Below are 12757 nucleotides of genomic sequence, written 5' to 3'. Positions count from 1 at the left end.
TATACCTATACCTATACCTATACCTATACCTTCATGCCCACTAAAAACAAAAGAGGCCTGCAAAACTTGCAGGCCTCTTTTGGTGAAAGGTAATTTGGCTTAGTTCATTCCCGGACGACCGCCACGGTGCATACCCGGGCCTCGCTGCATGTTTTCATCGGGAGCTGGTGCTCCTTTGAAACTGCGGATGTTGTATGAGAACGTCAGCATGAAGAAGCGTTGCAGCACAGTTGACTGCACGTCTTCCACATAAGATTCTGTGATGTTGCGGCGGATGCTCACGTTCTGGTTCATCAGGTCATTCACGCTCAGGCTGATCTCACCTTGCTTGTCCTTGAAGATCTTCTTGCCCAGGCTCATGTTCCAAAGCAGGAAGCTATTGTCCACGCCGGCTGAAAGGCCAGAATTGTACTGGTGGTTCAGTTCGGTGCGGTATACCAGGTCTTTCCAAAGGATCCAGTTGTAACGGAGGCTGGTGTTCTGGTTGAAGAAGTTGTTGTTCTGCGTCGTGCGCAGTGTGTTAGACACAATGTTGTAGCTCGAGAAAGTGGAAACCGTGAAGTCAATCTTCTCGCTGATGTTGCTGCTGATGTTGAATCCTGCACCCAGGTTGGTGTTGTTGGAGTAGTTCACTTGCCCATCGATCTTGCCTGGTATTCTGGAATAACCCACCGAACCGTTCACGTTGAAGTTCGAGCTGATGAAGTTAAGCGGCTGTCCGTAGTTGAAAAAAGAGCGCACGTTGTAGTAACCGTCCATGTTCTCAGGGCGGCTCAGGCGGGCGCCCGGACGGAATTCATACCCTTCGGCAAGCCCCTCCGGCGCACTGGTCGTGTACACGCTGTTGGCCACGTAGTTGTTGGTCATGGTACCGAACATACCGATGAAGAACACGCGGTTAGTTTCGGCATTGAAGTTACGGTAGCGCGCGTTAAAGCGGGTCTGGTAATCCTGCTCCAGGTCGGCGTTACCGATACGGGCCTGCAGCGGGTTAGAGATATCCAGTACTTCCTGAAGTTGCTCCACAGAAGGAACGTTGGTGTTGGTTCGCAGGTTGAGCGTCAGGTTCTGTGACTGAGAAAACTTGAACTCGTACTCTGCAGATGGCAGGAAGTTGCTGAATTTACGCTTCAGCGGGTCCAGGTCTACCGGGAACTGGCTGTCTGTGTCGAGTACAGCATACTCGTATCGGGCGTTCACCTGCAATCTGGTCTTGTCGTTGCGGTACTGGTAGCTAGGACCCACACTCTGCGAAAGGTAATCGCTCTTGAAAGAGCTGCTCAGCGGCATGTTGAAATCTGCATACTCACCGGCAGTCTCTACATAGTCGTAGGTTCTGCGATCTGAGTCACGCATCTGGTTGCCGATGCTGTACTCCAACTGCCAGCGAGATTTCTCCCCCAGGCGCTGGGAATAGTTGGTGCTTCCTGACCAGCTGAAGTTCTTGCGATCCAGACGGATGAACTGGTCGCGCAGTACGTTGTTGTCGGCGTTCTCAAAGTTCTGCGTCTGCTCGTACTGGAAACCATCCCCATCTACATTGTTGATGCTGGTGTTGAAATTGGTCGTCAGGATACGGCCGGAATCCCCGAAACGCTTGGAGTAGAGGATGTTGTTGTTGAAGTTAAACGTCGTGTTGTCTGAGCTAGCGCGGTTCAAAGACTCTGACAGCGTTCCGTTCAGGTCGAAGGTACGGGCATTTCTTCCCGTGAAGCTTTCGTCATTCTGCACGCGCAGGTTCGGCGTTACGAGCAGGCGGTTGTTTTGGTTGATGTTGTACTGCAGGCGCATGTTTAGGCGGTGCCCATCCTCGCGGTCCCTGTTGTTCGAGTCTTCGGTATACTGCAGCCCCGCCTCGTCTGACACGAAGTCACGGAAGCGGTACTGGTCGTTGACGATGTCGCGGTTGGTGTAGTTGTAGTTGGCGCTTACGTCCATCTTCTTTCCCCACTTGTCCTGGTAGTTTACACCGAAGTTGTTGGTGTTGATGATGCCGGTCGGGGAGCCACCACCCCAGCCGCCTCTACGGCCGCGCATGCCACCACCGGGTGTTTCGCCGATCGAGAAGTCGAACATGTTGATGTTGTTGGTCAGGCCGGTTACCGTGATGCGGCGGTCGTTGTTAAAGTAGTTGATGGCTGCACCCGCCATGTAGCGCTCATCAGTACCATAACCAGCCGATATCTTGCCGGTATAGCCCTGGCGACGGTCTTTGCGGGTAATAAAGTTGATTGTCTTCAGTCGGTTGCCGTCTTCAAAGCCACTGAAAGCAGCTTGATCGCTCTGCGCGTCAAATACCTGCACGTTCTCGATCATGTCAGAAGAGATGTTGCGCATGGCAGAGGTCACGTCTTCGCCGGTATAGCGTTTGCCGTCAATCATGATCTGGCGCACTTCCTCGCCCTGTGCCTGAATGCGGCCATCCTGTACCTGCACGCCTGGCATTTTGGTTACCAGATCCTCTGCGCTTGCATCAGGGGCTGTTTTAAAAGCTTTGGCGTTAAACTGTGAGGTGTCGCCCTTTTGCTCACCGAGCGGTGCGCGTCCGATGATCTGTACTTCACCCAGACGGGTGTTCTGCTCCTGCATACTCAATACCCCCAGGACAACGGGGGCCTGTGCTACCTGCACTGGCCTGGAGAGCAGATCGTAACCCAGGTAACGAACCTCCAGGGTATAATTTCCGGAAGGCACCCGCTCAAAGCGGAAAGCGCCCTGCACATCGGTCGAGGTAGTCAGAATCGCGTCGCTGGCGGCACGTTTCATCACCACGCTGGCGCCCGGCAAACCGCTTTTGTCTGTAGCGCTCTGCACTGTGCCGGATACAGTCTGTGCGTAAACCTGTGAAAAGCCGATCAGCATGATCAGCAGAGAGAATAACTTCCTCATTCTAAGTAGTAGTGTAGTAGTTTTGGACTTTAATGTATAGCTTTAATAGAGGTAATACTTGCATAGGAAGCTCACAGCGAAGCGGCTTCTTCATCTTTCCTGAACTTCTTAGAGCAAGTGGTGTCTTGAAGGTTTAACCACCCGATAAAAATATTTTCAGGGAATATTCCGATTACTGAAGGAAAGGATGATTAGCCAATAATGTATTGTTGAAAATGTTCGTCAGGCCCCTTAACCTTCAAGTATGAAGGAAGAGTTTAATGCAGAGAGGGGATTCTAGCAGGGCTTTGTCTGAAGGTATAGGTATAGGTATAGGTATAGGTATAGGTATAGGTATAGGTATAGGTATAGGTATAGGTATAGAAAGCAATTATGAAAGTAAGCGCTGAGAGCATAAAAAATGGCTAAACTGCCGGATGGTAAGCCCCCAACAATTCAGCCATTCAACAATTTAACAATCAACCTTACCTCAACTTTAAATCTACCAGAATCTGTTCAATCTTCTGGTTCAACTGCTGGTCAACAGCATCAAAATCGTCTTTGGAAGCTAGGGGTTCGTTTACGCTGATGTAGAATTTGATCTTCGGTTCGGTGCCGGATGGACGGGCGGAGATTTTGCTGCCGTCCTCGGTGAGGTACTGCAACACGTTGGAACTCTCCAGATCCAGTTTTGACTCTTCGCCAGTTATCAGGTTTTTGCGGGTGCTGTGCTTGTAGTCACTTACCTCCAGCACTTTGGAGCCGGCGATGATCTGCGGTGGATTGGCGCGCATGTCGGCCATCATCTGCTGAATCTCCTCGGCGCCGCGCTGGCCTTTTTTGGTGAAGGATACCAGCTCTTCTTTGTAGAAGCCATGCTGGGTATACATCTCCACCATCATCTCGAACAAGCTCTGGCCTCTGTCCTTGGCCACGGCAGCCATTTCAGCGATCAGGGCACAGGCCGAAATCGCGTCCTTGTCACGCACGAAGTCACCGATCATGTAGCCGTAGCTTTCCTCGCCGCCGCCAATGTAGAGTTCCTTGCCCTCCAGCTCACGGATCTTCTCGGCAATGTATTTGAAGCCGGTCAGCGTCTCGTACATTTTCACGTTGTAGCTGTCGGCAATATCCTTGATCAGGTCGGTGGTCACGATGGTCTTCACGATGAACTCCTTGCCGGTCAATTTGCCGGCTTGCTGCCAGGCTAGCAGGAGGTAGTTCATCAACAGGGCACCTGTCTGGTTGCCATTCAGGAGTTCAAATTCTCCTTTCAGGTTCCGCACAGCTATACCTACGCGGTCGGAGTCCGGGTCGGTGGCCATCACCAGGTCGGCGTCTATTTCCACTGCCTTCTTCAGTGCCAATGTCATGGCCTCTTTCTCTTCCGGATTCGGGTATACCACCGTTGGGAAGTTGCCGTCTGGCGTGGCCTGCTCTTCTACAATGTGCACGTTGGTGAAGCCAAAGCGCTTGAGCACTTCGGGTACCAGCGTTATACCTGTACCGTGTATGGAAGAGAACACAATCTTGAGATCATGCTGGTTGCGGATGGCTTCCTGCGAAATGGAAAGACTCTGCACTTTGGCGATGTAGGCCTCGTCCATTTCCTGACCGAGCATGTGGATGTTGCCAGACTTTGCTTCCCACTTCACTTCATCGATAGAAGTGATCTTGTTTACTTCGGCGATGATGTTCTTGTCATGCGGAGCGGTTACCTGTGCACCATCGTTCCAGTATACCTTGTAGCCGTTGTATTCTTTCGGGTTGTGCGAAGCGGTAACCACCACGCCGCTGTGGCAGCCAAGGTGACGAATAGCGAAGGAAAGTTGCGGAGTAGGGCGGAGGGCCTCAAACAGGTACACCTCGATGTCATTGGCAGCGAAAATGTCAGCGGCGATGCGGGCAAATACATCAGAGTTGTTGCGGCAGTCGTGGGCGATGGCCACTTTCACGCGCTCTCCCGGGAAGTTCTGCTTCAGGTAGTTGCAAAGCCCTTGGGTTGCCATACCCAGGGTATAGCGGTTCATGCGGTTGCTGCCCGCGCCCATGATGCCGCGCAGTCCGCCGGTACCGAATTCCAGGTCTTTGTAGAAGGCGTCGGACAGCGTTTCGTGCTCGTTACGCTCCAGTAAGCCGTTTATTTCTGATTTGGTTGCTTCGTCGTAGTTCCCGCTCAGCCAAGCGTCTATTTTATGCTGTATAGCTGGTTCAATCATAGTTTTTGTAATGTATGTATTGATGATAATGTCGTTTGTAATATGATGTAATATGGCGCGAGCGTCCACGCTCGTGTCTACTATGGCGGGGCCTCCGGCCTAGTATAGGTTATAGGTATAGCATACTTTACTTTGTAGCTAATGCCTTTTGCAGGTATGACAACCTTTATTGTTTTATAGCTTGCCCTGGCCGGGCGGGCCTTCCTTTTTTCCTTGATGAAAAAAGGAAGCAAAAAAATCAAGGCGATTATGAACTCGCTGACCGCTCAAACAAAAAATCGTCAAAGGAGCACCTGGCACAACTTTCTGTTTCATAGCTTCCGTGCAAGTATGTGTTTCAATACGTGCCAGTGGTCTGTGTAAATCCCACGGAGCTATACCTAGACTTTACTCGCTAATTCACTCAATCACTAATTCACTAACATCCCCCAAACCCACAAAAAATCACACCAGTCCTTCGGTTGCCGCATAGCGGTTTTGAGAACTGGTGTGCTATAGGTATATCAAGATAGAGGTGTCTAACACGGGTTACACCGTGCTATACTTTGCTTGCGGACTAAAGGTTACCACGCAACGCCTGCTCACGTTCTATGGCTTCGAAGAGGGCTTTGAAGTTGCCTTTGCCAAACGATTTGGCGCCTTTGCGCTGAATGATTTCGTAGAAAACAGTCGGTCTGTCTTCTACCGGCTTCGTGAAGATCTGCAACAGATAGCCTTCATCGTCACGGTCTACCAGGATGTTGAGATTGCGTAGATCGGCCATGTCTTCGTCGATGTGGCCAATGCGCTCGAGCAGGTCTTCGTAGTAGGTTTCCGGCACACGCAGGAATTCCACGCCACGGCGACGTAGTTCCGCCACAGTATGCAGAATGTCGTTGGTGGCCACGGCTATGTGCTGCACACCTGCACCTCGGTAAAACTCGAGGTACTCGTCAATCTGCGACTTCTTCTTGCCCTCGGCTGGCTCGTTGATCGGGAATTTGATGTAGCCGTTTCCATTCGACACTACCTTTGACATCAGGGCAGTATACTCCGTGCTGATGTCGTTGTCGTCGAAAGTGAGCAGCAGTTTGAAGCCCATCACATCTTCGTAGAACTTCACCCATTCGTTCATGCGTCCCAGCTCTACGTTACCTACGCAGTGGTCCACGTACTTGAGGCCAACCGGCTCAATCTCGAGCTCGCTTTGGCGCGGCACATAGCCCGGCATGAACACGCCGCTGTAGTTTTTGCGCTCCACAAAGGTATGGATGGTATCGCCGTAGGTATGGATAGAAGCGACTTTCACTTCGCCATGCTCGTCGGTAAGGGTCTTCGGCTCCAGGGCTGGTTTTGCGCCACGACCTACCGTCTCACGGAAAGAGGCTTCTGCATCGTCCACCCACAGAGCCAGCACTTTTACGCCGTCACCGTGTAGGTGCACATGCTGGGCTATGTCTGAGTTCGGGTCCAGCGAAGTGGTCAGTACCAGGCGGATTTTCTCTTGCTGCACCACATAAGAGGCGCGGTCGCGCACACCAGTTTCCGGGCCGGCGTAGGCTACCAGCTTAAAGCCGAAAGCCGTCTGATAGAAGTGGGCTGCCTGTTTGGCGTTACCCACATAAAACTCAATATGGTCGGTGCCGTTCAGGGGCAGAATATCTGTTGCCATAGGTATAGGTATGGTTTAAATCATAGATTTTGTAAAAATACGCTTTTTATACGTTTATCAAAACCCGAGAATTGCCGCGGTAAATTATCATTGTTAATTCTTGCAATTACTAGAGCATGTTTCCAACTTTGTAAAAAACAGAACGACGCTATGAACGCAAATGCACTAAACAGTTCGCTGGTGGCTATCATCAGCAAGAAAGAAGAACTGAATGCGCTGGACTACAACGACGAGCGCTACGACGATATGGAAGAGGAACTCCACGACATGGAAGATGATTTCAACGAGGAGTACGGTGACTACCTGGAAGACGCTTTGGAAGAAGTACACGGCAAGCTGCGCTCCGACGCAGACATCCTGCTGCCAACTGCCTACCTGCCAAGTTCCCTGAATGGCGACCATGTGACACCGGATGGTGAGCGCGAAGGCGTATGGGTGGAATCGGACGAGTTTCCGGGAGTAGAGATGCGCCTGGTGCTGACTGCCAATCCTGCCCGCTTCGTTGTGCTGATCGGTGATCAGGAGCGTGAGCTTTGGAAAGCTGAGTAAGGTATAGTTTGAGAAGAATGTAGCAGGCTGCGGTCTGCTCCGTGATAGAACCACACGTGCTCTTAGCGATTAAGGGTGCGTGTGGTTTTTTTTATTTCCAGCTGAAGTTGATATCCGTTTTTTTGAAACGTTTAGATGCGCTTGTTGAAAGGCTTGAATTATTCTGTGTAGGAAGTAGAGCACTGAAGTATTGGTTCTAAAGCTTAGCCTGGCTGACTAAACGCGTAGATGTTCCTAGATCACAACATTCAGGAAGAAACTTTGACTCTACGCTTGGGCAACTGTTTGTATTTATTATATTAGTATTATACTATGGTTGGGAGGCTCTATCAAGGAAACACAGGTATAATAAATTGACCTTCATACATAGTGCAGATAAACGTCACTATGATGTTTACACAGTAGTTATATGCCACTTAAAGTATAGAACAACATCAGAACTGATTTAGAAATAGGGCGTCAAATTTGTGCAAGCCTTCCTGATAAAATGAAACCAGGATGGGCAGGACTTATCTTGTCCCTCTTCGACAACTACATCAACTCTTTGCCAACTGTCATTAGTGACCTATACCCAATAATCGACAATGAAGACAGATGGGCAGAAGCACACGAACAGTTCAATAAGATTAGGAAATTCGGTTTAAACAACAAAAGCTTTCAGCCTGAGAATTATTTACAGTTGGCTGAAAAAGTGGCCAAAGTGACTTATAATGCGTCAGGCAGCACTGCCCCATTTGATAGTAACAGCTGTTGGTTTATACCGAGTTTGGCTTTTCAATTAGCAGAACATTTTGGAGACAAAAGACTCGAAGAGGAAGTAGACGTGACTGTTTACCTCTTTAGCCGGAATAAAAAGTTTAAAGACAACATCAAGGCTGCAAGGGACTTCCTGCTCTACAAAAGAATTGATGAAATATTCTGGTATGATTGGGATCCAATAGCTATTAGCAATTTAGCTCCGAGAGATGAATACCAAGCCTATGTTCCTGAAGTTTATAACCTGAGAAAGTCAGGTGCAGACAGAGGTGAAATCGCTCAACACCTTCTCAGATTGGAGCAAGATAAAATGGGAATGGATGGGGATTTAGAGAGGTGCCTAGAGATTGCTGATAAAATACTTCAAGCTTAGGAATAAAAAGAAAAGTAGCATATAACAAGGTGCAGCACTTATGCTCGGCCACGCCTTGCCCATCAGCTGCACAAGACGTTAGCCACAGCAAAGAGGAATATCTTCTTATTTTGAATTTACAGGAAATATAATGGCGGAATTCTGGGAGGCAAGTTTTAGAGATAAGCAAACAATGTGGGGGTTTGAACCTGCTGACTCCGCCATTGCGGCCCTAAACTTGTTTAGAGAAAACAGGCTGAATAAAATTTTAATCCCTGGGTTTGGTTACGGCAGAAATGCTAAAATCTTCACCGATGCTGGATTCGAGATAACTGGGATAGAGATATCAGAAACCGCCATCGAATTGGCCCAAAAGCACTACGGAGATAATGTGAGAGTTTATCACAGTTCGGTTACTGCTATGCCGTTTGACCAAGAGGTATACGATGGGATTTTCTGTTACGCTTTAATCCATTTGTTAAGTGAAAAAGAAAGGGCTAAACTGATTGATGACTGTTACAGGCAACTCAAGCCAGGGGGCTACATGGTTTTTGTGGCAATTTCAAAAAATGATGCTGCTTATGGGGATGGAGAAGAATTAAGTAAAGACAGGTTTGAAACGAAGCATGGTGTTCTGCTATTCTTCTATGATTCAGATTCTGTAGAAAAAGAATTTGGCAGGTATGGGATAATTGAAGCAAAAGAGGTAGATGAACCTGCCAAGAATATAGGAAACAAGCCCTCTCAAAAATTCTGGTTCATAACCTGCAGAAAACAAGAAAAATAAAAAGGCCTGTGGCTGGCATTTTGTAAACATCAGACTCGGCCGCCGATTACAAGAGGCCTCCAAACACCCACATCAAACCAAAATGAAAGTACATACCACCAATTACTTTGATACTTTTATCCAAGTGGCGGAAGACACCAAAGCGGCTTGCGGCATGAAACCACCGTCTAAAGGCGACAAAAAAACAATTGCAGAAAGGCAGTATGATCTGATTTCTAAACACCCGTACCGCTATACCTCCGACGATGTTTTATTTCAGGTTTTTGCAGACAGAAATGATTTAGCCGAGGCTGAATACCAGCATGCCAGAGCACAGTTTTTCTCGAAAGGGCAAGCCTGTTTCAGAGCATCGCCTTTAACAAAAACCTACGGTTTTGGCGTTCATTGCGACAGCGAAGGAAAAATGGCTATCTACGGAATGGAGACAGCAGAATACGAGAAGTTTGTAGCAGACGAGAACTTAGAGAAAGTAAAGGCCATGAAATCGAGCAGAAAATGAAATCAATTTTTGATAAACCCTCCCGAGACGAAATCATTGGCCGAATAGCGTTCCTAAACGCTGGTAGCAGCGTCCAATGGGGCAAAATGAATGTTTTCCAAATGGTGGAGCACAATACTTACTGGAACGGATGGATGTTGGGGAAGGACGGACATACATACAAGCAGGCTTTTCTGGGTAAAGTATTTGGGAAGATGGCATTGCGGAAAATGATAAAGGATGAAGAGCCTTTTGATAGGAATATACCTACCTCCTCCCAGTTCAAAGCAAAAGAAACGACGGGAGACCTGGAAGCTGAGAAACTGAAATGGATTGCATTGACGAAAGCTTATGAAAACTATGATAACCCAGCCTTCATACACGATTTTTTCGGAAAGATGACGAAGGAGCAGATTGGTATTCTGGTATACAAACATTCTGACCATCACCTGAGGCAGTTTGGGGTGTAAACCAATTGAGATTCCGCCAAAGGTTTTGATCAGCTCTTTCAGGGACAGCCATTGCACATGCAGCTGGCCTAGCCTCTAACACTATTCTAAACTTCCTATCCGAAGGCCGTTGGTTTGTAAGACGGTTTCGAATTTCTAAGGCAACAAATGGCTATTCTCTTAGTATTCAGTATTATGTGATCGTCAGATGGGCTATGTTTCATGCTGGGAAGCTTAATATTCGACTTACTTCTAAGGTTCAAGCATACAACACGATTGCCCGTAATCGCTTGGTATGGCTTTTTAATGTGCTGCTTATGAAAAAGAGCTTTTGGATAATGTTCCTGTACTTCTTGTGCCTCAGTGCCGCTGCACAGCACCCCGCATTTACCGCAGCGGAAAAGGACAGTGTGGTAGAGCGTGTTGCTGAACTGTTAGAGCAAAACTATGTCTTTCCGGACAAAGCGAAGGACATGGGGAATTATATCCGGTCGCAGTACCAGCGCAAGGCGTACGATCAGGTAAACAGCTACCAGCACTTTGCACAGGCCATGTCCTCAGATCTTCAAAAAGCACACCGCGACGGACACCTCAACCTGAAGAACGACCCGGGCTTGGTTAAAATGCTGAAAAGCTGGAAGTCTGCGTCAGAGCCCGGACCCGAGGTATTGCGGGAGCACCTTCGGAAGGCGGAGCGCAGCAACTTCGGCTTCACAAAGGTGGAGCGTCTGCCGGGCAACATTGGCTACATAAATTTTACCCAATTTTTCCCGGTTAGTGAGCAAGCCCGCCAGACAGTAGCAGCAGCTATGGCATTTGTTGCAAACACAGATGCGGTTGTACTCGACATGCGTTATAATGGAGGAGGACATCCCGAAATGGTACAGCTGGTGATGAGCTACTTTTTCGACGTTAAGCCGATTCACTACAACAGTATCTATGACCGGCCGCGCAACACTACAAAAGAATACCATACCCTGGCAGAAGTAGATGGAGAGAGGATGCCAAAGACTGATCTGTATGTGCTCACCAGCAGCAATACTTTTTCTGCCGCCAAAGAACTGACCTACAACCTGCAGTCGCTAAAGAGAGCGACTATAGTGGGCGAGACAACAGCCGGTGGTGCGCACCCTGTACAACCCTTTATCGTGAATGATCAGCTTGTACTGGATATACCTGTCGCCCGATCCATTAATGCCATCACCCAAACAAACTGGGAAGGAACCGGTGTATTACCCGACGTTAAGGTAGAGGCGGACAAGGCGCTACTAAAGGCACAAGAGCTGGCCCTGAATGAATTGCTTTTGTCAAGCACCGATGCCCAAGACAGGACCCCACTGGAGTGGGAGCTACAGTACGTAAAGAGTGAGTTGCAGCCTGTTCAGCTGGATAAGAAAGTCCAGTCGAAGTATGCCGGTAGGTATGGCGAACGAATTGTTCGTGTACAGGGAAACGAGCTTTATTACGAGCAGAAAGGCAAAGCAGAGCGAAAGCTAATCCCGATCACAGATACAATTTTCCGTATTGAAGGGATTCCGAACCTGCGTGTGGAAATGGTAAAAGATGAGAAAGGCAATGTGAAAAAGTTGCTCGAATTGCGGGAGGGCGGTGGATTTAATGAGTTTGCCCGTTCCCATTGAAATTGATATCGTAGGGGACAATAGGTGATTATCCCTTTTCGGGAGCGTCCGGTCTTTCAAAAATTTTTCTCATCTCATCTCATCTTTTATTTATCTTCCAACTGTGAACACGCTATACCTGCTAAATCCTGACTTATGAAACCAATCCTGAATGCAACCGAACTCTCTTCGATACTGAACAACAATAACCTGGTGTTGATCGACGCCCGTTCCGGTCCCAATGGCCGGGCAAAATATGAAAAGGAGCACTTGGCAGGGGCCCTGCATGTTGACCTGGACAAAGACCTGGCCGACATTAAACCAGACGCAGCCCATGGTGGACGACACCCGCTGCCTGAGCCGGAAAAATTTGCCGAACTGTTGGGGCGCTTAGGTATAGCGCACGGCAGCCACGTGGTGGTGTACGACGACATGAATGGTGCCAACGCTGCCTCCCGGTTCTGGTGGATGCTGCGCGCTGCCGGACACGCACAGGTCCAGGTGCTCAACGGCGGCTACCAGGCGGCTGTGGCAGCCGGTATACCTGTGAGCAGCGGAGAAGAGCGGGCAAAACCAGCAGTGCCTTATCCTTTCAAGGCATGGGAACTGCCGATCATCTCCATGGAGGAAGTCGCAAAGGCTGTCAAGGACCCGAACTACCTGGTAGTGGATGTGCGCGATGCAGCCCGCTACCGTGGGGAGACTGAACCGATTGACCTGGTGGCCGGGCATATTCCGGGGGCTGTTAACATCCCGTTTCAGCAAAACCTCGCTGCGGATGGCACCTATTTATCGCCTGAAAGGCTGCGGGAGAAATACGAAGCTGCATTGGACGGTCGCGATATGGAACATGTGGTGGTACACTGCGGCTCTGGCGTCACAGCCTGCCACACGGCACTGGCCATGGACCATGCCGGCCTGGGTATACCGACGCTCTATGTGGGTTCCTGGAGCGAGTGGTCGCGCAACGACCGCCCGATCGGCACAGGAGCCTAAGGTATAGGTATAAACGAAGAGCGGCTGCTGAAT

12 protein-coding genes are annotated in these 12757 nt (G+C 49.1%); 7 read left to right on the top strand and 5 right to left on the bottom strand.

The features are described from left to right. Nucleotides 1-99 precede the first annotated feature (99 nt). The 5 genes from IEV97_RS09210 to hppD form a co-directional block, all read right to left on the bottom strand. Entirely contained in the window at nucleotides 100-2889 is a 2790-nt protein-coding gene (locus tag IEV97_RS09210) for an outer membrane beta-barrel protein (RefSeq protein ID WP_229733877.1), read from the bottom strand. 257 nt (nucleotides 2890-3146) lie between these two features. Next, complete coding sequence (locus tag IEV97_RS09205; protein ID WP_188501224.1) at nucleotides 3147-3284, bottom strand: hypothetical protein; 138 nt, start codon at nucleotides 3282-3284, stop codon at nucleotides 3147-3149. Nucleotides 3285-3353: 69 nt separating this feature from the next. Then, on the bottom strand, nucleotides 3354-5087 hold the full coding sequence (locus IEV97_RS09200) for a phospho-sugar mutase (protein WP_188501223.1): 1734 nt from the start codon (nucleotides 5085-5087) through the stop codon (nucleotides 3354-3356). 174 nt (nucleotides 5088-5261) lie between these two features. After that, nucleotides 5262-5402, bottom strand: a complete 141-nt coding sequence (locus IEV97_RS09195) for a hypothetical protein (protein WP_188501222.1) — start codon at nucleotides 5400-5402, stop codon at nucleotides 5262-5264. Between the two features lie 241 nt (nucleotides 5403-5643). After that, the gene (gene hppD, locus IEV97_RS09190) at nucleotides 5644-6738 is read right to left on the bottom strand and encodes a 4-hydroxyphenylpyruvate dioxygenase (RefSeq protein ID WP_188501221.1); all 1095 of its coding nucleotides are present in this window, start codon (nucleotides 6736-6738) and stop codon (nucleotides 5644-5646) included. A gap of 150 nt (nucleotides 6739-6888) precedes the next feature. Between hppD and IEV97_RS09185 the strand changes: the two genes are divergently transcribed. The 7 genes from IEV97_RS09185 to IEV97_RS09155 all read left to right on the top strand — a co-directional run bounded on the left by IEV97_RS09185 (nucleotide 6889) and on the right by IEV97_RS09155 (nucleotide 12724). After that, complete coding sequence (locus IEV97_RS09185) at nucleotides 6889-7287, top strand: hypothetical protein (RefSeq protein ID WP_188501220.1); 399 nt, start codon at nucleotides 6889-6891, stop codon at nucleotides 7285-7287. Between the two features lie 487 nt (nucleotides 7288-7774). After that, on the top strand, nucleotides 7775-8416 hold the full coding sequence (locus IEV97_RS09180) for a hypothetical protein (protein WP_188501219.1): 642 nt from the start codon (nucleotides 7775-7777) through the stop codon (nucleotides 8414-8416). Nucleotides 8417-8546: 130 nt separating this feature from the next. Next, nucleotides 8547-9182, top strand: coding sequence for a class I SAM-dependent methyltransferase (locus IEV97_RS09175; protein ID WP_188501218.1), 636 nt, complete (start codon nucleotides 8547-8549; stop codon nucleotides 9180-9182). Nucleotides 9183-9264: 82 nt separating this feature from the next. Continuing rightward, on the top strand, nucleotides 9265-9681 hold the full coding sequence (locus tag IEV97_RS09170; RefSeq protein ID WP_188501217.1) for a DUF6157 family protein: 417 nt from the start codon (nucleotides 9265-9267) through the stop codon (nucleotides 9679-9681). Further along, nucleotides 9678-10130: a DUF1569 domain-containing protein gene (locus IEV97_RS09165; protein WP_188501216.1), complete on the top strand. Its 453-nt coding sequence runs from the start codon at nucleotides 9678-9680 to the stop codon at nucleotides 10128-10130. The genes IEV97_RS09170 and IEV97_RS09165 overlap by 4 nt, the downstream gene beginning before the upstream one ends. Nucleotides 10131-10426: 296 nt before the next feature. Further along, nucleotides 10427-11749, top strand: coding sequence for a S41 family peptidase (locus IEV97_RS09160; RefSeq protein ID WP_188501215.1), 1323 nt, complete (start codon nucleotides 10427-10429; stop codon nucleotides 11747-11749). A gap of 135 nt (nucleotides 11750-11884) precedes the next feature. Then, the gene (locus IEV97_RS09155) at nucleotides 11885-12724 is read left to right on the top strand and encodes a sulfurtransferase (protein ID WP_188501214.1); all 840 of its coding nucleotides are present in this window, start codon (nucleotides 11885-11887) and stop codon (nucleotides 12722-12724) included. Nucleotides 12725-12757 lie beyond the last annotated feature (33 nt).

Source organism: Pontibacter amylolyticus (assembly GCF_014638845.1).
GTDB lineage: Bacteria > Bacteroidota > Bacteroidia > Cytophagales > Hymenobacteraceae > Pontibacter > Pontibacter amylolyticus.
This window is presented reverse-complemented; position numbering and strand designations above follow the sequence as displayed.

Excerpts from the sequence above, each read along its gene's own strand:
- IEV97_RS09165 (WP_188501216.1), top strand. The coding sequence starts at position 9,678 with ATGAAATCAATTTTTGATAAACCCTCCCGAGACGAAATCATTGGCCGA.
- IEV97_RS09180 (WP_188501219.1), top strand. The coding sequence starts at position 7,775 with ATGAAACCAGGATGGGCAGGACTTATCTTGTCCCTCTTCGACAACTAC.
- IEV97_RS09210 (WP_229733877.1), bottom strand. The coding sequence starts at position 2,889 with ATGAGGAAGTTATTCTCTCTGCTGATCATGCTGATCGGCTTTTCACAG.
- IEV97_RS09205 (WP_188501224.1), bottom strand. The coding sequence starts at position 3,284 with ATGCTCTCAGCGCTTACTTTCATAATTGCTTTCTATACCTATACCTAT.
- IEV97_RS09170 (WP_188501217.1), top strand. The coding sequence starts at position 9,265 with ATGAAAGTACATACCACCAATTACTTTGATACTTTTATCCAAGTGGCG.
- hppD (WP_188501221.1), bottom strand. The coding sequence starts at position 6,738 with ATGGCAACAGATATTCTGCCCCTGAACGGCACCGACCATATTGAGTTT.
- IEV97_RS09155 (WP_188501214.1), top strand. The coding sequence starts at position 11,885 with ATGAAACCAATCCTGAATGCAACCGAACTCTCTTCGATACTGAACAAC.
- IEV97_RS09185 (WP_188501220.1), top strand. The coding sequence starts at position 6,889 with ATGAACGCAAATGCACTAAACAGTTCGCTGGTGGCTATCATCAGCAAG.
- IEV97_RS09200 (WP_188501223.1), bottom strand. The coding sequence starts at position 5,087 with ATGATTGAACCAGCTATACAGCATAAAATAGACGCTTGGCTGAGCGGG.
- IEV97_RS09175 (WP_188501218.1), top strand. The coding sequence starts at position 8,547 with ATGGCGGAATTCTGGGAGGCAAGTTTTAGAGATAAGCAAACAATGTGG.
- IEV97_RS09160 (WP_188501215.1), top strand. The coding sequence starts at position 10,427 with ATGAAAAAGAGCTTTTGGATAATGTTCCTGTACTTCTTGTGCCTCAGT.
- IEV97_RS09195 (WP_188501222.1), bottom strand. The coding sequence starts at position 5,402 with ATGAAACAGAAAGTTGTGCCAGGTGCTCCTTTGACGATTTTTTGTTTG.